The following is a 20,129-nucleotide window of genomic DNA, read 5'->3' as shown; positions in this document are numbered from 1 at the left end:
CGCCGCGCGCCGGCCTGCCACCGCCGGTTCGGGGCGCGGCGGGGACGCCCCTGGTGGTACCATGCCGCCGCTTTCCCCCGAAAGCGCCGCGCCGGCACACACCCCGGCCCGGAGTCCTTCCGCTGCAGAGGTCGTTCGATGCCGAAGCTCCTCGCCCTGCTGTCCTCCCTGAAGCTCGCCGTGATCCTGCTCGTGCTGCTGCTGCTCGGGCTCTCGGCGGGCACCATCATCGAGTCGCGGTCCGGCGTCGCGGTGGCGGGGCGGCTCGTCTACTACGCGCCGTGGTTCCTGGCGCTGCAGGCGCTGTTCACGGTGAACGTGGTGGCGTCCCTGCTCTCGCTCTTCCCCTACGGGAAGATGCGGATCGGCTACCTGCTCACCCACGGCTCGCTGGTGCTGATCCTCGTCGGCGCGCTCGTCACGTACTTCTTCAAGGTGGAGGGGACGCTCGGCCTGTGGGAGGGCCAGACCGGCAACGAGATCGACCAGGTGGAGAACGGCCAGCTGGTGGCCCGCCACACGCTGCCGTTCTCGGTCCGGCTGATGGACTTCCAGATCGACCACTACCCCGGGACCATGCGGCCGGCGCAGTTCCGCAGCTACGTGGTCATCCTCGACCCGCAGACCGGGGCCGGCACGCCCGGCGCGCTCTGGATGAACCACCCGCTGGAGGTCGGCGGCTACACCATCTTCCAGTCGAGCTACCAGCAGGAGAACGGGCGCGAGGCGTCGGTCTTCTCGGTGTCGAAGGACCCGGGCCAGCCCATCGTGTTCGCCGGGTACGTGCTGCTGGTGCTGGGCATGTGCGTGGTGTTCGGCACGCGCATCGTGCAGCGCCGCCGCGCCGCCGCGCTGCTCGCCGGCCTGGCGCTGCTCGCGCTGGCGCGCCCCGCCGCCGCCGCGCCCGACGAGGTCACGAAGGTGGACCTGGACGCGCTGCGCCGCCTGCCGGTGCAGTACGACGGCCGCGTCATGCCGCTCGACACGTGGGCGCGCGAGAACGTCTGGAAGATCACCGGCCGCCGCCAGTGGCAGGGCCGGGACGCGGTGGCCGTCGCGGCGCGCTGGCTGGCGAACCCGCAGGCCGCCGCGAACGAGCCGGTGATCGCGCTCGACGACGCCAAGCTCGCCGAGGCGATCGGGCTCTCCGGCGCCACGCACGCGGCGCTGGTGCAGGTGGCGCGCAGCCCGCAGTTCGGGCAGCTCATGCGGCAGGCCTCCGAGCAGGAGGCGCGCAACGAGCCGCGCCGCGGCGTCCTCGCCGACGTCGAGAAGCTCTACGAGCGCGCCCAGCGCATGGGCGACCTCATCTCCGGCGGCGTGCGCCCGGTGCCGGTGGGCGGGCCGGCGGAGGCGCGCTGGAACCCGGCGGCGCAGCCGGGGCTGCCCGGCCTGCTCGAGCTGGCCCGCGGGCCGCGCCTGGAGGGCTGGCCCGCGGCCGCCGCGATGGACCGCGAGGTCTCGTACAACGCCACGCGCCCGAGCCGCATCGCCTGGATCGTCCTGGTGGGCGCGCTGGTGGCCGCGATCGCGGGCTGGCGCACGCGGAACCGCACGCTCGACGCGGCCGCGGCGGTGCTGCTCGTGATCGGGTTCGGCGTGATGACCTGGGGGCTGGGCGTGCGCTGGGCGGTGGGCGGCCGCGTGCCTGCGTCCAACATGTACGAGTCGATGATGTTCCTGGCGTGGGGCGTGGGCCTGTTCGCGCTCGTCGCGCTCGTGTTCATCCGCAACCGGCTCGTGCTGGTGAACGCGAGCGCCGGCGCCGCGCTCACCATGCTGCTCGTGGACCTGCTGCCGATGGACGGCTTCATCCACCCGATGCCGCCGGTGCTCACCGGCACGCCCTGGCTCGCCATCCACGTGCCCATCATCATGGTGAGCTACGCGGTGCTGGCGCTCGGGGTGATCATCGCGCACATGCAGATCGCGTTCGGCGCGCTGGCGCCGAAGCGCGAGGACCTCATCGAGAAGATGGCAGACCTGAACTACTGGTACACGATGGTCGGGTCGATCCTGCTCATCGCCGGCATCCTCACCGGCTCGATCTGGGCGGCGTCGTCGTGGGGCCGGTACTGGGGCTGGGATCCGAAGGAGGTCTGGTCGCTGGTCGCCTTCCTCGCGTACATGGCCATCCTGCACGCCCGCTCCGACCGGCTCCTCGGGCGGTTCGGCGTGGCGGCCTGGAGCATCATCGCCTTCCAGACCATCCTCATGACGTACCTGGGGGTGAACTACGTCCTCGGGACCGGGCTCCACGCGTACGGCTTCGGCGACTCGCCCATCGTGATCTGGATGGTCCTCATCGCGCTGGCCGAGATCGCGTTCCTGGCGTGGGGCGGGTTCGCCCAGCGCCGCGCGCAGGGCCGCCCGGGCCTGGCGGGGTAGGCCCGCGTCCGCCCAGGGATCGCTTCATCCACCCGCACAGGAGACAGCCGATGCCCACCACCGCCGAGAACCTGAAGGTCGCCTTCGCCGGCGAGAGCCAGGCCAACCGGAAGTACCTCGCGTTCGCGAAGAAGGCGGAGAAGGAGGGCTACCCGCAGATCGCCCGCCTGTTCCGCGCCGCGGCCGACGCCGAGACCATCCACGCGCTGGCGCACTTCCAGAACATGGGCGGCGTCGGCTCGACGCTCGAGAACCTGCGCGAGGCCGTCGCGGGCGAGACCTACGAGTACACCGAGATGTACCCGCCCATGGTCGAGCAGGCCATCGCCGAGCAGCACAAGGCGAAGACCATGCTCGACTGGGCGAACCGGGTCGAGAAGGTGCACGCGACCCTGTTCAAGCAGGCGCTGGCGGCGCTCGAGTCCGGGCAGGACCTCTCGAAGATGGACGTGTACCTGTGCCCGGTCTGCGGCGACGTCGAGTTCGGCGTGCCGACCGAGAAGTGCCCGGTGTGCGGCACGCCGGCGTCGCGGTTCGAGAAGATCGCGTAGCGCCGGCTCAGCCCGGGGTCGCGGCGCCGCGCGCCGCGGCCCCGTCGGCCCGCTGGGCGCGCGCCGGCGGCGCGAGTTGCGCCCGGAGCGCGGTCACGTCGAACCAGAGCTCCTCGCGCGAGATCCGCTCGCCGCGCAGCTCGAACACGTGGAGCATCCGGAACGTGGCGCGGCCCGACCAGCCGGCCAGCCCGCAGAAGCTCGCGTCGGCGATCGTCCCGGTCCACTCGGCCTCGTCCACCAGGAAGTCCTCGCCGTAGTGGCGCGCGATCGGGCGCACGCCCTCGCCGCGCAGGTCGGCGAAGAGCTGGCGGTAGAAGCCCCTGGCCGCCTCCTTGCCGGAGAGCGGGCCGCAGATCGACCCGACGCAGCGGTGCTGCACGTCCTCGGTGACCGTGGAGAGCACGCCCTCGAGGTCGTCCTGCGCCTCCTGCTCGAAGTGCCGGTTCACCAGCCGATCCATCTCGTCCCGCGTCATGTCGCCTCCTCCGCCGGCCGGCTCCGCCGCCGCGCGTGCGCCCAATCTCGCGCCGCCCGGGGCTCGCCACCATCCGACGGTCGTAGGGGCACGGGCCGCGCCGCCCGCCGCTGCACCACGTTGGAGCGGTCCCTGGCGCCGCGGCCGGCAGGGCGGCTATGGGACCCGGGACCGGTGGCGCCCGCGCCCCGGCCGAGGGGGACCGATGCCGGACCGACGCACCGTGACGGAGCGGGTCGAGCGGGAGGTGGCGGCGCTGTGCCGGCAGGGCCTGCCCTGGACCACGCTCTGGGAGGCCGCCCGCGGCCGGATCGCCGGCGCGATCCCGTTCGAGGCGGCGGCGTTCGCGGCCACCGACCCCGCCACGCTCCTGCCCACCGCCGGCGTGCTCCACGAGCTGCCCGAGCGCTACTGCGCCGCCATCCTCGACAACGAGATCCGCGAGGACGACTACGACAAGCTGTCCGCGCTCGTCCGCGGGCGGCGCCACGTGGGGGTCCTCGGCGTGAGCACCGCCGGGCGGCCGGAGCGGAGCGCGCGCTTCCGCGAGGTGCTCGCGCCCATCGGGCTCGGGCGGCAGGCGCGCAGCGCGTGCGTGGCCGGCGGCGGCTGCTGGGCCTGGCTCGACCTGTACCGCGAGCGCGGGCGGCCGGAGTTCACCGCGCCGGAGGCCCGCGCGCTCGGGCGCATCGCAGGGACGCTGGCCGAGGCGCTCCGCGCGTCGCTGCTGCTGGAGGGCGCGTCGGCGCGGGCGGCGGAGGACGCGCCCGGGCTGGTGCTGCTCGGGCCCGGGCTGGAGCGCGTCGCGGCGGACGCGGCCGCGGAGCGCTGGCTCGAGGAGCTGGGCGGCGGCGGATCGTCGCCGCCGCTCGTCCTGCAGGCCGTGGCCGCCGCCGCGCGCCGGCGCGACGAGGCAGGGGACGCGACCGGGCCGGCGCGGGTGAGGGCGCGTGCGCGCTCGGGGCGCTGGCTGACCGTGCACGGCTTCCGGCCCGCCGGCAGCCCCGGCGTGGAGCTCGCGGCGGTGATCGAGCCGGCCGCGCCGGTGGAGCTGGCCGAGCTGCAGGTCTGCGCGTTCGGGCTGACGCCGGCCGAGCGGCGGGTGCTGCAGCTCACGCTCCAGGGCCTGTGCACGAAGGAGATCGCGGCGGCCCTGGGCATCTCGCCCTACACCGCGCGCGATCACCTGACCCACGTGTTCGACAAGACCGGCGCCCGCAGCCGCGCGCAGCTGTTCGCCCGCCTCGTCGCGGCGCGCCCGCCCGAGCGCGCCCGCGAGGCCGGGCCCGGCGCGATCCTGGCCGGGCCCGGCGCGCGCGAGGAGGCCTGAGCCTGCGGGAGCGCGGCCTCGCCGGCGGCTACGGACAGGACAGCGCCGGGTTCCACTGCGCGAACGTGCCCGCCGGGTTGTTGCGCCAGACCCACACGTGCAGGTCGTAGTGCCAGGGCTCGCCGGGCCCGTGGCCTTCCATCGGGCCCTGGAACGCCTGGCCGAACAGGCTGGGCCGGGGCGGCACGTCCTCGGGCGCGGGCGGCGTGCTCCCGATCCACGGGGCGCCGTCGTGGAAGACGGGCCGGACGTACTCGACGCCGGCGAGCGCGAGGCCGTCCGCGGTGGGGAAGTACAGCAGCGCCTCGGGCGCGTCGGCCGAGATCGCCGGATCGAGCAGCCGCGCCAGGTTGATGTAGTGGATGCCCATCGCGCCGACTCCCGGCAGCGAGACGCACGGGCTGAGCGGGACGAAGCCGTCCGCCTCGGCCACCGCGACGTCGTGGTAGCGCGCGCTCGCCGCGCGCGCGGCCGCCAGCGCCTGGCTCTCCGCCGCGGCGCGCGCCGCCGCCGCCGCCGACGACGATGCCGCCGCGTCCTCCGGCGCCTGTCCGCCGCAGCCGGCGGCCACCGCCGCCAGCGCCGCCGCGCCCGCCATCGCTCCGAACCTCGTCCGATTGCGCCTCGAAGTCATCCGTGTCCCTCCGCGAGCGAACGCCCGCGCCGTTCGGCGCCGCCGCCGCCGTGCCCCCGCACGGCGCCGCCGTCGCACATGGGCGCGCACGCTACGCCCGACGCGACGGCAGGGACATCCGACATTCGTACGGGCCGTGCGCGGCCGGAGAGGGCGTAACCGCCCGCTGGCCTCCGCCGAGGCGCCGGGCCGGCCGCCCGGGTGGTCGCGTTCGCCCCGGCGTTCCCGCGGCGGGGCGCGCCGTCGGGCCGCGGCGCCGCGGATCGGGTAAGAAGGGCCGTGCGCGCCGCCCCGCTCCCCGGAACCTGGTCCCGCTACGCCCGGGCGCTCCTCTCGCGGAAGCCCCGAGTCGCCGCGCCGGGGCAGGGCGGCTTCACGCTGGAGCGGTGCGCCGCCGGGATCCTCGCCGCGCCGCCGCGGCTCGCCGCCTACCGCGCCGCGTGCGGGTTCGCCGCCGGCCCCGACCTGCCGGTCACGTACCCGCACGTGCTCGCGTGGCCGCTGCACCTCGCGCTCCTCACCGCGCCGGAGCTCCCGGTGCGGGCGCTCGGGCTCGTCCACCTGCGCAACCGGATCGAGGCGCTGCGCCCGCTGCCCGCGCGCGAGCCCGTCGAGCTGCGCGCGCGCCTCTCCGGACCGCGCGAGACCGCGCGCGGCCAGGAGCTGGACCTCCTCACCGAGGCCTGGGCCGGCGGGGAGCTGGCGTGGCGGGAGCAGGCGGTGCTGCTCGCCCGCCGCCCCGGCGCGAGCCGCGGGCCGCCGGCGCCCGCGGAGGCGGATCCCGGTGGCGCCGCCGAGCGGCGCTGGGAGGTGCCGGCCGGCACCGGGCGCCGCTACGCGCGCGCGTCGGGCGACTTCAACCCGATCCACCTCTCCGCGCTCACCGCCCGGGCGTTCGGGTTCGAGCGGGCCATCGCGCACGGGATGTGGTCCCTCGCGCGGATCGCCGCGGAGCTCGGCCCGGCCCTGGCGGCGGGGCCGGTCCGCCTGGACGCCGGCTTCAAGGCGCCGGTGCTGCTGCCCGCCGCCGTGACGCTGCGGCACTGGCCGGTGGCGGACGGCCTCGGGTTCGCGCTGCGCGACGGCGCCGGCGGCCGCCTCCACGCGTCCGGCGCGTTCACCACCCTCGCCTGAGCGCATTTCACGGTGAGCGGATGTGGGCCCGCGGGTGCTCCGCGCGCAGACCGCCTCACGACTCCCCTTGGGTACACCGTCGGTACTGTGACGCCGAGTCTTGACCTCGTCGGGGGAGTTCCTTACGGTGAAGGCACCACGCTTCAGGGCAATTCACCCGTACCCAGGGTGAAGCGCAAAGCCGCGGGTCCGGTGAACGCCGGACGGCCGTGGCCGCCGTGGCGAGACCGGTCCTCCGGCCCAGCCCACGTCTGCCCTGAGCACGCGTGGGCTTCGTCGTTTCGACGGGGCGATCGCGGTGAGGACGGACCAGCCAGGAGAGGCGTCAATGAGCGTGAAGCACGACAAGGGGCACGAGGCCGGGGCGACGCACGACTTCCACGGCGGCATCTGCGGCTGCTGCGGGCCGAGCGCGACGCGCGGGATGTCCGGCGCCGAGGTGGACCTCGCCATCGAGCAGCGCGGCGAGCGCCTCACCCGGCTCGACGAGGTGCGCGGCGACGACGTGGACCACCTGCTCTCGGCGCGCAGCCGCCGCGGGTTCCTGAAGGCCGGCGGCCTGTTCGGCGCGCTGGCGGCGGCGGCCCCGGTCCTCTCTCGCGCCCGCGCGGAGGGCAACGGCGGCTACAGCCTGTTCCAGCAGGGCGGCGGCCGGGTGCACGTGGTCGAGTCGAGCTACGAGACCACGAAGTGGGGCATCTTCGACTCCAACCTGCCCGACATCGTCCAGATCGAGTCCGGGGACGTCGTCTCGTACCCGAACACCTGGAGCCACTTCCTCAACGACCTGCAGCCGGGCATGCCCATCGAGGAGATCGCGCGCCTCCGCCTCGCCCACCCGGGCGTGGGCCCGCACTCGATCATCGGCCCGGTCGGCGTCCGCGACGCCGAGCCCGGCGACGTGCTCGAGATCCAGTACCTGCGCGTCCGCCCCACCGACTGGGCGGTCTGCTTCAACAACCCGGGCGCCCTCGGCACCGGCGCGCTGCCGGACGCCTTCCCGCAGGGCCAGGCGAAGTACTTCGACCTCGACACCGCCAACAACACCTCGGAGTTCGCGCCGGGCATCCAGCTCCGGCTGGCGCCGTTCCAGGGCACCATGGGCGTCGCGCCGGCGAACGGCGTGTTCCCCACGCCCCCGGGCCACGCCTACGGCGTGATCAGCTCGGTCCCGCCGGGGCAGCACGCCGGCAACGTGGACTGCCGCGAGGCGGGCGAGGGCTCGCGCCTGTTCGTCCCGGTGTTCCAGCGGGGCGGCAAGATCTTCACCGGTGACTCGCACGCGCTCCAGGGCGACGGCGAGGTGACGCTCACCGCGATGGAGACCGCGATGAAGGAGATCCGCGTCCGCGTGATCCTCCACAAGCAGGTCGCGCTCGCCTGGCCGATGCACGAGACGCCGGACGCCTGGATCGTCCACGGCACCAACCCGGACCTCGACATCGCGTTCCGGATCGCCCTGCTGAACGCGATCGACTTCCTCGAGGCCCGCGCCGGCCTGACCCGGCTCGACGCCTACGCCCTCTGCAGCCTCGCGGTCAGCTTCCGCGTGACGCAGGTGGTGAACGGGCAGAAGGGCATCTACGGCGTCATCCCGAAGCGCATCTTCCACCCCCAGCTCCGCGCCGCGATGGGCGTGATCTAGCCCGCGGCCGGATCGCCGTCCCGCCGGAGCTCCCGGCGGGGCGGCGGTCCACCCCCGTCACGCCCGCTTCCTTCACCAGAGGTCACCATGCGGAAGTTCTCGATCGGCGTCCGCCTCACCTTCGCCTTCATGCTCGTCACCGCCGCGTTCGTGGCGGTCGGCTTCTTCGCGCTCTCGCGCCTGGCCCAGCTCGACCAGGGGCTCGACGAGGTGGCGCGGCAGCGCCTGCGCTCGCTCGAGATGGCGATCCGCGGGCTCCACGTGACGGCGCAGCAGGCGAACCACGTCGGCGTGATGCTCTCGACCGACGATCCCGCCGAGGCGCTCCGCCGCATGGAGACCATCGTCGAGCTGCGCAAGGAGGCGCAGCGGGCGAACGAGGAGGGCGACAAGCTCGCCGCCATGGAGGGCGGCATCACCGTGGTGGACAACGAGCGCACCAAGCAGGTGCTGGCGGAGCTCGCGGTGCGCCGCGCCCACCTCGGCAAGACGTTCCAGAAGACGCTCGACACCGCCCGCACGCTGAACCTGCCCGAGACGAAGCGCGTGACGCGCGACGACCTCGTGCCGGCGCTGACCGCGGTGGAGTTCGGCTGGTCCGACTACACGAAGGCCCAGGGCGCGCAGATGCAGGAGGCGGCCGAGGCCGGGCACGCCATGTACGAGTCGGCCCGGGTGCTGGTGGTGGGGGTGCTGCTCTCCACCGCGGTGCTCGCCATCGTGCTCTCGTTCTGGGTGACGCGCACCATCGTCCTGCCGCTCGGCAGCGCGGTGAAGGCCGCCGACCGGATCGCCGCGGGCGACCTGCGCGACACGGTGGAGGTCACCGGCCGGGACGAGCTCGGCAAGCTGCTCGCCGCCATGAAGACCATGGGCGAGAAGCTGGCGCAGGTCATCTCGGAGGTCCGCTCCGGCGCCGACGCGCTGGCCGGCGCCTCGTCGCAGGTCTCCTCCACCGCCCAGACCCTCTCGCAGGGCACCGGCGAGCAGGCGGCCAGCGTCGAGGAGACGACCTCCTCGCTCGAGGCGATGCACGCCTCCATCACGCAGAACGCCGACAGCGCGCGCCAGACCGAGGGCGCCGCGAAGGCGCAGGCCGCCAGCGCGGGGCGCAGCGGCACCGCGGTCACCGAGACGGTCTCGGCGATGCGCTCCATCGCGGAGAAGATCTCGATCATCGAGGAGATCGCCTACCAGACCAACCTGCTCGCCCTGAACGCGGCCATCGAGGCGGCCCGCGCCGGCGACCACGGGCGGGGATTCGCGGTGGTCGCCACCGAGGTGCGCAAGCTCGCCGAGCGCGCGCAGAAGGCGGCGGGCGAGATCGGCACGCTGGCCGAGAGCTCGCTCTCGGTGGCCGAGGAGAGCGGCCGGCTCATCACCGACCTCGTCCCGGCCATCCAGAAGACGGCCGACCTGGTGCAGGAGGTGGCGGCGGCGTCGCAGGAGCAGAGCGAGCGCGTCTCGCAGGTCAGCAAGGCCATGGGGGTGGTGGACCAGGTCACGCAGCGGAACGCCACCGCGGCCGAGGAGCTGAGCTCCACCGCCGAGGAGCTGGCCTCGCAGGCCGAGGGCCTGCAGCAGCTCATGGGCTTCTTCACGGTCCGCGAGGAGCGGCGGAGCGCGGCGCGCTACGTCCCCCCGCGCCCGCCGGCGCCCGCGCCGCTCCCGGCGCTCGACCGCCCCTGGCCGCAGGCCGAGCAGCGCAACGGCAAGCCGGCCGCGGCGGGCGAGTTCAAGCGGTTCTAGGGGGCGGCCATGCGCGACGCGGTGGAGGTGGCCGGCGAGCAGGCGCAGTACCTCTCGTTCCGGATCGACGGGATCGACTACGCGGTCCCGATCCTGAAGGTCCGGGAGATCCTGCAGCACGAGGAGATCACCCGCGTGCCGGGGACGCCGCCGTCGGTCCGCGGCGTGCTCAACGTGCGCGGGGCGGTGGTGCCGGTGGTGGACCTGGCCGTGAAGTTCGGCGGGTCCGCCTCCCGGCCCGGGCGCTTCACCTGCGTGCTGGTGGTCGAGGTGGAGGTGGCGGGCGGGAGCCTCACGCTCGGCGTGCTGGCCGACGCCGTCAACGAGGTGGTGGCGCTTCGCCCGGACGAGATCGAGCCCTCGCCGTCCTTCGGCACCGGCGTGAGCGTGGAGTACCTCGTCGGCATGGGCAAGGTGGGGCGCGGCTTCGTGCTCCTCCTCGACCTCGACCGGGCCCTCGCCGCGGGCGACGCGGAGCCGGAGCGCGCCGGTGACCCCGCGGCGGACGGGCAGGGCGACGTCCCGGCGGTGGCGGCGGAGCCGCCGGAGGGCCCCGCGGTCGAGGCCGCCGAGGCAGCGGCCCCGCCGGCCTGACGGGCTCGGGCTGCCCGGAAACCCGGCACCGGGCGTCGCCGCGGCGACGCCGGCGCGGTCCAGGCCGCGCTGGCGTCGCGCGTTCGCGCTCCCGCGGCGCTGGCACGCGGCGCGCATCCCCACGGCGCGGAGGTGCCGGGCCATGGGACGAGCGCTGGAGGCCGTGCGGAAGCTGGACCTGCCGCGGCTGTTCGCCTACTTCGGGGTGGAGGCCGACCTGCAGCGGGTCGAGGCGAGCCGGCCCGCCATCGCGGCCCGGTTCGACGCCGAGGTCCGCGAGCTGGTGCGGCTCTGCCCGGCGCTGCGCGAGCGCGAGCGCTTCACGCTGCTCCGGGAGGCGCTCCGGCTGGCCTACGAGGTGGGGACCCGGACGGTGGAAGGCGCCGGCGCGGCGCGCTGAGCGGCGGCGTCAGGCCAGGTTGTGGAAGACGTGCTGGACGTCCTCGTCCTGCTCGAGCGCGTCCACCAGCTCGAGCACCTCGCGCGCCTGCTCCTCCGGGAGCTGCACCGGCGTCTGCGCCACGTACTCCGACTCGGAGGAGAGCACGTTCAGCTTCCGCTGCTCCAGCGCCGCCTGGAGCTGGCCGAAGCTCTCGAACGCGCAGCGGATGACGAGCACCTTCTCGCCCTTCTCGCCGGTGCTCTCGCCCATCTCCTCCAGGCCGTGGTCGATGAGGTCGAGCTCGAGCGCGTCCTGGTCGATGCCCTCGGGCGCGAGGCGGAACACGCCCATGCGGCGGAACTGGAACGCCACGCTGCCCGTGTTCCCCATGTTGCCGCCGTTGTTCTTGAAGTGCATGCGCACGTTCGCGACGGTGCGGACCACGTTGTCCGTCGCGGTCTCGACCATGACCGCGACGCCGTGCGGCGCGTAGCCCTCGTAGACCACCACCTCGTAGGCCTGCTGGTCCTGGCCGCTGGCCCGCTTGATGGCGGCCTCGACCTTGTCCTTCGGCATGTTGAGGTGCCGGGCGTTCTGCAGCACGCGGCGCAGGGCGGGGTTGTTGTCCGGGTTCGGGCCGCCCCCCTTCACCGCGATGGCGATGTCCTTGCTGATCCGCGTGAAGGCCTTCGCCATCTTGTTCCACCGGGCGAACATGGTGGCCTTGCGCGTCTCGAAGATGCGACCCATGGGCTGTCCTCGCTCCGGGGACCGGCGTCCAGCCCGTCGCCCCCGCGCCCGGCGGATATCTCACCCGCGGCCCCGGACGCAACACCTTCCCGCAGCCGTGTCCCGGCCGCCGGCGGGCGGCCGGGCGGGCCGGCCCTGGGCCGGGGAGGCTCCGCGGGCTGCGATCAGGCCGCGGCGCGCCCGCGGCGCCCGGAGGTCCCGGCGAGCGTCACGCCCCCGAGCACCAGCGCCAGGCCGGCCAGGTGGAAGGGCCGGAACGCCTCGCCGAGCAGCGCCACCGCGAGCAGCGAGCCGAACGCCGGCATGAGGTGGATGAACGGGCCGGCCCGGTTCGCGCCGACGCGGGCCACCCCTTCGTTCCAGAGCCGGTACGCCAGCACCGAGGCGAACACCGCCACGTACGCCACGCTCGCCGCGGTCACGCCGTCGAGCGCCATCCGCGCCCCCGAGGCCAGCTCCCAGGCGTAGAACGGCGCGATCCAGGCGACGCCCACCGCCACCAGCGCCGCGAGCAGCGCCACCGGGTCCACCCCGGCCGGCCGGCGCGCGAGGAGCAGCGTGTAGAGCGCCCAGCTCAGCACCGCGGCGAGCACCCACAGGTCGCCCGGGCCGAACGCGAGGCCGGCCAGCGCCGAGAGCGTGCCGCGGCCCAGGATGACCAGCACGCCGGCGAGCGAGACCGCGATGCCCGCGAGCTGCCGCCGCCCGGGGCGGCCGCCGCCGAGGAGCGGCGACAGCGCCGCGATGAACGCGGGGCAGGCCGACTGGAGCAGGAGCGCGCTGGTGGCGGTGGTGCGGGTGAGGCCGAGGTAGACGAACAGGTTGAAGTTGCCGACGCCCAGGACGCCGAGCGGGATCACGATCCGCCACGCGCGGAGGATCGTGCGCCACTGCGCCGCGAGCGGGCGGCGCGCCAGCGGGAGGAGCAGCGCGAGCGCCACCGCCCAGCGCCAGAACGCGAGCCCGACGGGCGGCACGCGGCCGTGGACGGCCCGGCCCACCACGAAGTTGCCGGACCAGAACGCGGCCGCGAGCGCGAGGAACAGGTACGCGGCGGCCGTGCCGCGCGCCCGCGGACCGGCGGCGGCCGCCGCGGGGGGCGCGCTCACCCGAGGTAGGCCGCGAGCACGCGCTCGTCGCGGGCGAGCTCGGCGGGCGTCCCCTCGATGGCGATCCGGCCGCGCTCCATCACGTACGCGTAGTCGGCCACCTCGAGCGCGGTCTTCGCGAACTGCTCCACGAGCAGCATGGTCATGCCCTCGGCCTTGAGGCGGCGGATGGTCCGGAAGACCTCCTGGACGATCACCGGCGCGAGCCCCATCGACGGCTCGTCGAGCAGCATCACCTTCGGCCGGGCCATGAGCGCGCGGCCGATGGCGAGCATCTGCTGCTCGCCGCCGGAGAGCGTGCCGGCGGCCTGCCGGCGCCGCTCCTTCAGGCGCGGGAACAGCTCGTAGACGTGCTCCAGGTCGGCCGCGGCCCGGCGGTGGAACCCGAAGAAGCGGGGCAGCCGGCGGTAGGCGCCGAGCAGCAGGTTGTCCTCCACGGGCAGCGGGCCGAACACCTTGCGCCCCTCCGGCGCGTGGGCGAGGCCGAGCCGCGCGATCCGCGAGGCCGCCTGCCCCTGCACCGGCGCGCCGTCGAGCAGCACGCGCCCGCGCGCGGGCCGGAGCAGCCCGGACACCGCCCGCATGGTGGTGGTCTTGCCGGCGCCGTTCGCGCCGATGAGCGCGACCACCGAGCCGGCCTTCACCTCGAGCGAGGTCCCCACCAGCACCTCGCTCAGCCCGTATCCTGCGTAGAGATCCTCGACGACCAGCATCTGGGCTCCGTCTCAGGCCGGCGCGCCGGCGGCGGGCTGCGGCGCCGGGTCGGGCGCCACGTTGCCGAGGTAGGCCTCGACCACCCTGGGGTTGCGCTTCACCTCGTCCGGCGTGCCCTCGGCGATGAGCCTGCCGCCGTCGAGCGCGGTCACCGTGCTGCAGAGCGAGGTGACCACGTCCATGTGGTGCTCGATGAGCACCACGGTGACGCCGCGCTGGTGGATCCGCCGGATCAGCTCCACCTGCTTCACCACGTCGGGGTGGGCCAGGCCGGCGGCCGGCTCGTCGAGGATGAGCACCTCGGGGCGCCGCGCCAGGGCCCGGGCGATCTCCAGGAAGCGCTGCGCGCCGTAGGTGAGGTCCCTCGCCGGCGTGCGCGCCTGGTCGGCCAGCCCCACGAACTCGAGCAGCGCGAGCGCGTCGGCCTGCGCCCGGCGCTCCTCGGCGCGGCCGAGGCCGAGCAGGACGAGCGGGAGCGGCGCGCGGTACACGCCCTGGAGCGCCACCATCACGTTCTCGAGCGCGGTGAGGCCGACGAAGAGCTGCAGGTTCTGGAAGGTGCGGGCGAGGCCGGTGCGGGCGGTGTGGAACAGGCTGCCCGCCGGGAGCGGCTTCCCGCGCAGCGCCATCTCGCCGGAGCTGGGCGTGTACAGCCCGGAGACCACGTTCACGAGCGTGCTCTTGCCCGAGCCGTTCGGGCCGATGAGGCCGTGCACCGCGCCGGCGCGCACCGTGAGGCTCACCCCGTCCACCGCCTTCACGCCGCCGAAGTGGCGCTTCAGGTCGCGCAGCTCGAGGATGGCGGCGCCGTCGGCGGTGCGCGGTGGGAGCACGTGATCGAGCGGGGCGGGGGCGGGGAGGGGCGGCGGCGCCACGCGGAACAGGCGCGCCAGGAACTTGCCGGCGAAGCCCATCAGCCCCTCGGGCAGGCCCACCACCACCGCGAACAGCATCAGCGCGAAGATCGCCTTGCGCCAGTCCTCGGTGTTCTCCACCAGCATGCCGCCCACCACCAGCGCGCCGGTGGCGACCGCCGGGGCGATGGCCTGGAACGGCCGCATCGTGCGGCGGGCCAGGCCGCGGGCGCCGGCCGCGAGCGCCACCGCCAGGCCGAGGCCCGAGAACACCTGGAACAGGACGCGGTTGGAGAGCAGGTTCGGGAGCAGCGCCACCAGCGTCGCGCCCACGAACGCGCCCCACAGGCTCTTGCGCCCGCCCAGCACCACGCCGAGCAGCAGCGTGATGGTGAGCTCGTACACGAACGACTGCGGCTGCAGGTACTCGAAGTTGAACGCGTAGAGCGCGCCGGCCAGGCCGCCCAGGCCGGAGCCGAACGCGAACGCGGCCACCTTGTGGCGGTAGGTGCCGACGCCCATGGCGTCGGTGGCGATGGGGCTGTCGCGGAGCGCCTCGAAGGCGCGGCCCCACTGCGAGGAGAGCAGGTTGCGCATGGCCACCCAGACGCAGGCGAGCAGCAGCATGCACAGCCAGTAGAAGTCGCGCGGGCTGAGCTCGTGGCCGAGGAGCGGCGGGCGATCCAGGCTCAGGCCCTGCGCGCCGGCGGTCAGCCACTCCAGCTCGTTCAGCGCGGTGGTGGTGAGCGCCAGGAAGCTGAGGGTGGCGAGCGCGAACTGCGGCCCCTCCAGGCGCAGCGAGGGGAGCGCGAGGAGCGCGCCGATCACGAACGCGACGGTGGGCGCGAGGAGCAGCACCGGCACGAGCCCGAGGCCGAGCTTCGTCACCGCGATGCCGGCGGTGTAGGCGCCCAGCCCCAGGAACGCGGCGTGCGCCAGGTTGACCTGGCCCAGGTAGCCGACGGTGACGTCGAGGCCGATGAGCAGGATGCCGTAGATGGCGAGCAGCGTGAGCAGGCCGAGCGCGTACGGGTTGTGGACGGCGAGCGGGACCGCGGCGAGCAGCGCGAACAGCACCACCTCGGCGCCGCGGACCAGGAGCAGTCGTCTCAGCATGGGGGCGGCTCCGGTCAGACCTTGCGGATGGCGGCCTTGCCGAACACGCCGGTCGGGCGCACGGCCAGGGCCAGGATGAGGAGGACGAGCCCCGGCGCCTCGCGCCAGCCGCTGCCCACGTAGAAGCTCGCCAGGCTCTCCAGCGCGCCGAGCAGCAGGCCGATGAGCACCACGCCGAAGCCGGAGTCGAGCCCGGCCACCACCGCCACCGAGAACGCCTTCAGCACCAGCGCGGACGCCATGGTCGGCCCCACCGTGGTGATGGGCGAGACCAGGATGCCGGCGAGCGCCGCGACCGTGCCGGACAGCGCGTAGGAGAGCATCACGGTGCGCGTGGCGGAGATGCCCATCAGCTCGCCCGCGTCGCGATCGGCGGACACCGCCTCGAACGCCTTGCCGAGCAGGGTGCGCCGCTTGAACACCTCGATGAGCGCCATCACCGCGATGACGCCCACCGCGACGGACAGCTCGAGCGGGGTCACGTCCACGCCGAGGACGTGGATCGGATCGGAGGAGATGGGCGTGGGGAAGGGCCGGTCGTCGCGGCCCCACACGTTCTCCGCCGCGGAGAACAGGAACAGCCCGAGGATGATGGTGAGGAGGATCCAGCCCTCGCTCTTCTGCTCCAGCGCGAGCCGCACGCCGGCGCGCTCCACCGCGAGGCCGAGCAGCGCCCCGAAGACGAGCCCGCCCGGCACCATGAGCCAGTAGGGCACGCCCAGGTCGAGCAGCGTCAGGCTGAAGAAGGCGGACACCATCACCAGCTCGCCCTGGCCGAAGTTCAGGCTCTTGCTGGTGGCGTAGGTGAGCTGGAAGCCGTAGGCGATGAGGGCGTAGACGAGCCCCATCAACGCTCCGCTGACGGCCATCTGCGCGATGATCGACGCTGGCACGCGGGGGTGGTCCTCGGGGTGGCGGGGGGAGAGGCCTGCGGGCGCGGGGAGGAGGGGAGCTCCTCCCCGCGCGCCGCCCGGCTACATCTTGTTCTGGGCGCCCTTCGCGAGGCGGGCGCGATCGGACTCGTTCGCGAACACGACGCGCCCGTCCTTGACCATGCCCATCACCACCTGCTCGCGGCGGAACGCCTCGTGCGTCTCGACGTTCGACGGGTCCCACTTCTTGTACGGGTGGACCCAGGTCGCGATCACGCCCTGCACCGGCTCCTTCAGATCCTCGAGCGCCTCGGTGATCTTGCGGGTGTCGGTGGTGCCGGCCTGCTTCACCGCGGCGGCGAACAGGTACACGGCGTCGTAGCCCTGCGCGGCGGAGACGGGCGACGGGATGCGGGTCACGCCGTACGCCTTGTGGTACGCGTCGATGAACGCCTTCGCCTTCGGCGTGACCGGCTCCTCGATGAACGTCTGCGGCATGAGCGTGCCGTTGCCGTTCTTGCCGGCGTTGTCGATGTAGTTGGACATCGACAGCGTCCAGCCGCCGATGAGCGGCGCCTTGATGTTCAGCTTGGCCATGCCGTTCGCGGCCACGGCCAGCTCCGGCCCGATGCCCCAGATCAGGATCGCCTGCGCGCCGCCGGCCTTGGCCCGGAGCAGCTGCGCGGTCATGTCCTTGTCGCCGATGTTGAACTTCTCGGTGGCGATCACCTGGAGCTTGTCGCCCTGCAGCTTGATCTGCCGGAGCAGGTCGTCGCGGCCGGACACGCCGTAGTTCGTCGAGTCGTGCAGGAGCGCGACCTTGGTGAGCTTCCGGTTGATCGCCTCCTCGACCACCATGGCGGCCTGGATGCCGTCGTGCGCGGCGAAGCGGAAGATGGAGAGCGTCTTCGGCCCCTCGGCGCCCTTGGCCCACTGGGTCATCGAGGCCGAGCCGGCGGCGGGCGTGATGATCTTGGTGATGCCCTTCTCCTGGAGGTGCTTGTCGCCGGCCATCACCACGCCGGTGTTGACCGAGCCGATCACGCCGGCGAGGTCGGCCATCGAGGCCAGCTCCTGGCCGATGAGCGCGCCGCGCTCGTTCTTGGCCTCGTCGTCGCGCTCGACGACCTCGATCTTCAGCTTGCGGGCGCCGACCTGGATGCCGCCGGCCGCGTTGATCTCGGCGATGGCGAGCTTGGCGCCGTCCCGCATCGAGGAGCCCATCGGCGCGGACCCGCCGCTGAACGGCCCGGTGACGGCGATCTTGACGGTGTCGGCTGCCCGGGCGGGCAGGGCAAGTGCACAGAGAAGCAGGGTACCCAACAGCTTGGTCATGGATGGTGCTCCGTGGGTGGTGACGCGGAGTGAAACGCAAAAAATACCTTGCGGGACACGCAAAATAAGCGCGGGCGAGATACGCTAGCACGACGAATCAGTCACCCTGCTGGGGCCGGTCGAGCCGAACCCGCCGGACTCCGGGTCGGACGGAGCGAGAGAATGCTTTTGAGGTCAACGGGATACGTCCCCGACTCGGAGGGGCAAGCCGCGGGGCGAGCCCGGACGCTGGGTGAATCGACCGCGGGCCGGGGCGCGCCATCCGTGCGCGTCCGGCCTGCGCGGGGTCGCGCCGAGGTGGGGCGGTGAGCCTCGCGGAGGCGGCGTTGCTCTCGGCCGCGGCCTTCGGGGCGGGCGCCCTCAACGCGGTGGCGGGCGGGGGGAGCTTCCTCACCCTCCCGGCGCTGGTGGTGGTGGGCGCCTCGCCCATCGTCGCGAACGCGACCGGCACGGTGGCGCTGCTGCCGGGCTACCTGTCGGGCACCTGGGGCTTCCGCGAGGACATCCGGCCGCCGCCGGGCCTGTCGCTGCGCGCGCTGCTGCTGCTCGGCCTCGCAGGCGGCGCGGCCGGCGCGGCCCTGCTGCTGCTCACGCCGGCGCCGGCCTTCCGGCGCCTCGTCCCGTGGCTCTTGCTCGCGGCGACGGCGCTGTTCGCGCTCGCGCCGCGCCTGCTCCGGGCGGCGCGCGGCGAGGCGGCGCACGCGGCGCAGGACGCGGCGGGATCGCCGGCCCGCTGGGCGGCGGCGGGCGTGCTCGCGGTGAGCGCCTACGGGGGCTACTTCAACGGCGGCCTGGGCGTGCTCCTGCTGGCCCTGTTCGCGCTCCTGGGCCAGACCGATCTCAACGCGATGAACGGCCTGAAGAACCTGCTCTCGGCCGCGCTCGCCGCGATCGCGGTGGCGCTCTACGCGGCGGGCGGTCTCGTCCGCTGGCCGGAGGCGGCGCTCATGACCGCGGGCGCGACGGCGGGCGGCTACCTGGGCGCGCGCGTCGCGCGGCACATCCCCGGGGCGTGGCTCCGCCGCGGCATCGTCGCCACGGGCCTCGCCATGGCGGCCGCGTTCTTCGCGCGGGGCTGATCCCGGGGCGTCGCGCCCCGGCGGCGTGGCGAGGCGCCCCGGCACGTGGGGCTGCCGCGCCGCGCGCCCGACACGGTCCCACCGCCGCGATCCGGTGACACCTCACCGCTCGATGCCGCGCCGCCCGGGAAGCTGAGCAACTGGGGCGAGCGCCGGAGGGGCGGCGCCGGGCGCGAGGAGGCGGGATGGCATCGGGCAACGACGAGCGTCGCCGGCTGGCGCGGATCCCGCTCGCCTGCCGGGTGGTCGTCACCGAGAAGCTGGCGGAGTGGACGGGCGAGACGCTCGACATCGCCGCCCGCGGCTGCCGCCTGACGGCGCGGCGGCCGGTGAGCCCGGGCGCGCTGGTGCAGATCGCCATCGAGACGGGGGCCGCGCCGCTCCTCGCGGTGGGCCAGGTGGTGTGGGCCCGGCGGACCGCGCCGCTCGAGATCGGCGTGGCGTTCGCGGGCGACGTCCGCGGCGGGCCGGCGCCGGAGGCGGGGCACGGCGCGTGGCTGGACGGCCTGCTGGCGGAGCGGCTCCGGACGGTGCTGCGGCGCGGCGGGCGGCTGGGCGCGCTCGGCGCGGTCCAGCTCCAGCTCGGCGCCCCGCCGGGCGTCGCGCTGGGCGAGGCGGAGACGGCGGTGCTGCGGCGCGTGCGCCGCGGCGATCCGCTGGGCCTCATCGCCTGCTCGCAGTCCGGCGCGGACGCGGTGCTCGCGCTGCTGGCCGCGGGCACCGTCACGGTCGCGCGGCCGACCGCCGATCCGGAGGGCTGGCGGCGCGCGTTCGCGGTCCTCACGGACTTCGCGCGCGAGGGCACGCCGCATCCGGTCGCGCCGGTCATCGTCCTCGACGCCGGGCGGCGCGCCGAGGTCGTGGACGAGCTCATCCGCGAGTACCTGCGCGATACGGCGTGAGTCAGCGGACCCGGGAGTAGTCTGACGATCCGCTCACCCTGAGCCTGTGTCGAAGGGTGAGCGGGGGCTCGCGTCCTCTCGAAGCCGGGTGTCCGTGGGCGCGGGTCCTCGTGGGCGCTCCCGCCCTCGCCCGCTCGCGCGACGTGGAGAAGGAATGCTCGGCGCGGGCCTTCGGTCGTAGGACGCGCGCGGATCGCGCTCGACGTACTTGGGCGCGGCTCGCAAACTCGGCCGCGCGTATCGCTTCGCGGCGCGCGGCCTCAGACATGCTCGCCGCGCACGCCGGCTGGATACGCGCGCGAGAGGTGGTCGTCGCGGGCTGCGCCTGCGCCGACAGTCGCGGTCGCGGGCGAGGGCGTCCGCTTGGCGGACGGGGTGGGCGTACTGGCGGCTTCGAGGGTTGCTGGGGGGTCGGGGAGAAGATCTGCCACGTTCCCTGCCACGCTTCCCATCCACGTCCCGGGCCTTGCGGAGCGAGCACCGCCGCGAATGCCCGGACCGCCGACCTGGCGG

General features: G+C 74.5%; 18 protein-coding genes and 1 riboswitch. Of the genes, 10 read left to right on the top strand and 8 right to left on the bottom strand.

Translation table 11 applies throughout. The annotated features are described in order from the left end of the window. Positions 1 to 138 precede the first annotated feature (138 nt). Positions 139 to 2,388 carry a cytochrome c biogenesis protein CcsA gene (gene ccsA / locus ADEH_RS11365; protein ID WP_011421246.1) on the top strand — a complete coding sequence of 750 codons (2,250 nt, stop codon included), beginning with the start codon at positions 139 to 141 and terminating at the stop codon, positions 2,386 to 2,388. A gap of 50 nt (positions 2,389 to 2,438) precedes the next feature. Then, a complete protein-coding gene (locus tag ADEH_RS11360; protein WP_011421245.1) occupies positions 2,439 to 2,939 on the top strand; it encodes a rubrerythrin family protein in 501 nt (166 codons plus the stop codon). 7 nt (positions 2,940 to 2,946) lie between these two features. On the opposite strand, the gene ADEH_RS11355 is transcribed toward ADEH_RS11360, so the two are convergent. Continuing rightward, positions 2,947 to 3,417 carry a nuclear transport factor 2 family protein gene (locus ADEH_RS11355; protein ID WP_011421244.1) on the bottom strand — a complete coding sequence of 157 codons (471 nt, stop codon included), beginning with the start codon at positions 3,415 to 3,417 and terminating at the stop codon, positions 2,947 to 2,949. A gap of 205 nt (positions 3,418 to 3,622) precedes the next feature. Between ADEH_RS11355 and ADEH_RS11350 the strand changes: the two genes are divergently transcribed. Beyond that, positions 3,623 to 4,747, top strand: coding sequence for a helix-turn-helix transcriptional regulator (locus ADEH_RS11350; protein ID WP_011421243.1), 1,125 nt, complete (start codon positions 3,623 to 3,625; stop codon positions 4,745 to 4,747). Between the two features lie 28 nt (positions 4,748 to 4,775). On the opposite strand, the gene ADEH_RS11345 is transcribed toward ADEH_RS11350, so the two are convergent. Next, complete coding sequence (locus tag ADEH_RS11345; RefSeq protein ID WP_232287480.1) at positions 4,776 to 5,345, bottom strand: hypothetical protein; 570 nt, start codon at positions 5,343 to 5,345, stop codon at positions 4,776 to 4,778. 315 nt (positions 5,346 to 5,660) lie between these two features. Here ADEH_RS11345 and ADEH_RS11340 point away from each other — a divergent pair, with 315 nt between their 5' ends. The 5 genes from ADEH_RS11340 to ADEH_RS11320 all read left to right on the top strand — a co-directional run bounded on the left by ADEH_RS11340 (position 5,661) and on the right by ADEH_RS11320 (position 10,903). After that, positions 5,661 to 6,515 (top strand): MaoC family dehydratase, encoded by an 855-nt coding sequence (locus ADEH_RS11340; RefSeq protein ID WP_011421241.1) that lies wholly within the window; start codon positions 5,661 to 5,663, stop codon positions 6,513 to 6,515. 137 nt (positions 6,516 to 6,652) lie between these two features. Then, a riboswitch (cyclic di-GMP riboswitch) is annotated at positions 6,653 to 6,736 on the top strand. A gap of 107 nt (positions 6,737 to 6,843) precedes the next feature. Continuing rightward, the gene (locus ADEH_RS11335) at positions 6,844 to 8,160 is read left to right on the top strand and encodes an acetamidase/formamidase family protein (RefSeq protein WP_041453500.1); all 1,317 of its coding nucleotides are present in this window, start codon (positions 6,844 to 6,846) and stop codon (positions 8,158 to 8,160) included. Positions 8,161 to 8,247: 87 nt separating this feature from the next. Beyond that, positions 8,248 to 9,909: a methyl-accepting chemotaxis protein gene (locus ADEH_RS11330; RefSeq protein WP_011421239.1), complete on the top strand. Its 1,662-nt coding sequence runs from the start codon at positions 8,248 to 8,250 to the stop codon at positions 9,907 to 9,909. A 9-nt stretch (positions 9,910 to 9,918) separates the two neighbouring features. Next, entirely contained in the window at positions 9,919 to 10,503 is a 585-nt protein-coding gene (locus ADEH_RS11325) for a chemotaxis protein CheW (protein ID WP_011421238.1), read from the top strand. 142 nt (positions 10,504 to 10,645) lie between these two features. Then, positions 10,646 to 10,903 (top strand): hypothetical protein, encoded by a 258-nt coding sequence (locus tag ADEH_RS11320; protein ID WP_011421237.1) that lies wholly within the window; start codon positions 10,646 to 10,648, stop codon positions 10,901 to 10,903. Positions 10,904 to 10,912: 9 nt separating this feature from the next. On the opposite strand, the gene ADEH_RS11315 is transcribed toward ADEH_RS11320, so the two are convergent. The 6 genes from ADEH_RS11315 to ADEH_RS11290 form a co-directional block, all read right to left on the bottom strand. Continuing rightward, positions 10,913 to 11,635, bottom strand: coding sequence for a YebC/PmpR family DNA-binding transcriptional regulator (locus tag ADEH_RS11315; RefSeq protein WP_011421236.1), 723 nt, complete (start codon positions 11,633 to 11,635; stop codon positions 10,913 to 10,915). Between the two features lie 164 nt (positions 11,636 to 11,799). Further along, positions 11,800 to 12,744: a DMT family transporter gene (locus tag ADEH_RS11310; protein WP_011421235.1), complete on the bottom strand. Its 945-nt coding sequence runs from the start codon at positions 12,742 to 12,744 to the stop codon at positions 11,800 to 11,802. Further along, positions 12,741 to 13,457 carry an ABC transporter ATP-binding protein gene (locus ADEH_RS11305; RefSeq protein WP_011421234.1) on the bottom strand — a complete coding sequence of 239 codons (717 nt, stop codon included), beginning with the start codon at positions 13,455 to 13,457 and terminating at the stop codon, positions 12,741 to 12,743. The genes ADEH_RS11310 and ADEH_RS11305 overlap by 4 nt, the downstream gene beginning before the upstream one ends. A 12-nt stretch (positions 13,458 to 13,469) precedes the next feature. After that, entirely contained in the window at positions 13,470 to 15,428 is a 1,959-nt protein-coding gene (locus tag ADEH_RS11300; protein ID WP_011421233.1) for a branched-chain amino acid ABC transporter ATP-binding protein/permease, read from the bottom strand. 14 nt (positions 15,429 to 15,442) lie between these two features. Beyond that, positions 15,443 to 16,297: a branched-chain amino acid ABC transporter permease gene (locus tag ADEH_RS11295; protein WP_041453499.1), complete on the bottom strand. Its 855-nt coding sequence runs from the start codon at positions 16,295 to 16,297 to the stop codon at positions 15,443 to 15,445. 105 nt (positions 16,298 to 16,402) lie between these two features. Further along, on the bottom strand, positions 16,403 to 17,635 hold the full coding sequence (locus ADEH_RS11290) for an ABC transporter substrate-binding protein (protein WP_011421231.1): 1,233 nt from the start codon (positions 17,633 to 17,635) through the stop codon (positions 16,403 to 16,405). Between the two features lie 305 nt (positions 17,636 to 17,940). On the opposite strand from ADEH_RS11290, the gene ADEH_RS11285 reads away from it, so the two are divergent. Continuing rightward, positions 17,941 to 18,714 carry a sulfite exporter TauE/SafE family protein gene (locus tag ADEH_RS11285; protein ID WP_011421230.1) on the top strand — a complete coding sequence of 258 codons (774 nt, stop codon included), beginning with the start codon at positions 17,941 to 17,943 and terminating at the stop codon, positions 18,712 to 18,714. Positions 18,715 to 18,899: 185 nt separating this feature from the next. After that, positions 18,900 to 19,616, top strand: a complete 717-nt coding sequence (locus ADEH_RS11280; RefSeq protein WP_011421229.1) for a PilZ domain-containing protein — start codon at positions 18,900 to 18,902, stop codon at positions 19,614 to 19,616. Positions 19,617 to 20,129: the final 513 nt, after the last annotated feature.

Origin of the sequence: Anaeromyxobacter dehalogenans 2CP-C, from assembly GCF_000013385.1 — a bacterium.
In the GTDB taxonomy this organism is placed as follows: domain Bacteria; phylum Myxococcota; class Myxococcia; order Myxococcales; family Anaeromyxobacteraceae; genus Anaeromyxobacter; species Anaeromyxobacter dehalogenans_B.
The sequence above is the reverse complement of the archived record's forward strand: the minus strand, read 5'-3'. Positions and strand labels throughout refer to the sequence as shown.

Coding starts and splice junctions, on each gene's coding strand:
- ccsA (WP_011421246.1), top strand. CDS start 139: ATGCCGAAGCTCCTCGCCCTGCTGTCCTCCCTGAAGCTCGCCGTGATC.
- ADEH_RS11360 (WP_011421245.1), top strand. CDS start 2,439: ATGCCCACCACCGCCGAGAACCTGAAGGTCGCCTTCGCCGGCGAGAGC.
- ADEH_RS11355 (WP_011421244.1), bottom strand. CDS start 3,417: ATGACGCGGGACGAGATGGATCGGCTGGTGAACCGGCACTTCGAGCAG.
- ADEH_RS11350 (WP_011421243.1), top strand. CDS start 3,623: ATGCCGGACCGACGCACCGTGACGGAGCGGGTCGAGCGGGAGGTGGCG.
- ADEH_RS11345 (WP_232287480.1), bottom strand. CDS start 5,345: ATGGCGGGCGCGGCGGCGCTGGCGGCGGTGGCCGCCGGCTGCGGCGGA.
- ADEH_RS11335 (WP_041453500.1), top strand. CDS start 6,844: ATGAGCGTGAAGCACGACAAGGGGCACGAGGCCGGGGCGACGCACGAC.
- ADEH_RS11330 (WP_011421239.1), top strand. CDS start 8,248: ATGCGGAAGTTCTCGATCGGCGTCCGCCTCACCTTCGCCTTCATGCTC.
- ADEH_RS11325 (WP_011421238.1), top strand. CDS start 9,919: ATGCGCGACGCGGTGGAGGTGGCCGGCGAGCAGGCGCAGTACCTCTCG.
- ADEH_RS11320 (WP_011421237.1), top strand. CDS start 10,646: ATGGGACGAGCGCTGGAGGCCGTGCGGAAGCTGGACCTGCCGCGGCTG.
- ADEH_RS11315 (WP_011421236.1), bottom strand. CDS start 11,635: ATGGGTCGCATCTTCGAGACGCGCAAGGCCACCATGTTCGCCCGGTGG.
- ADEH_RS11305 (WP_011421234.1), bottom strand. CDS start 13,457: ATGCTGGTCGTCGAGGATCTCTACGCAGGATACGGGCTGAGCGAGGTG.
- ADEH_RS11300 (WP_011421233.1), bottom strand. CDS start 15,428: ATGCTGAGACGACTGCTCCTGGTCCGCGGCGCCGAGGTGGTGCTGTTC.
- ADEH_RS11295 (WP_041453499.1), bottom strand. CDS start 16,297: ATGGCCGTCAGCGGAGCGTTGATGGGGCTCGTCTACGCCCTCATCGCC.
- ADEH_RS11290 (WP_011421231.1), bottom strand. CDS start 17,635: ATGACCAAGCTGTTGGGTACCCTGCTTCTCTGTGCACTTGCCCTGCCC.
- ADEH_RS11280 (WP_011421229.1), top strand. CDS start 18,900: ATGGCATCGGGCAACGACGAGCGTCGCCGGCTGGCGCGGATCCCGCTC.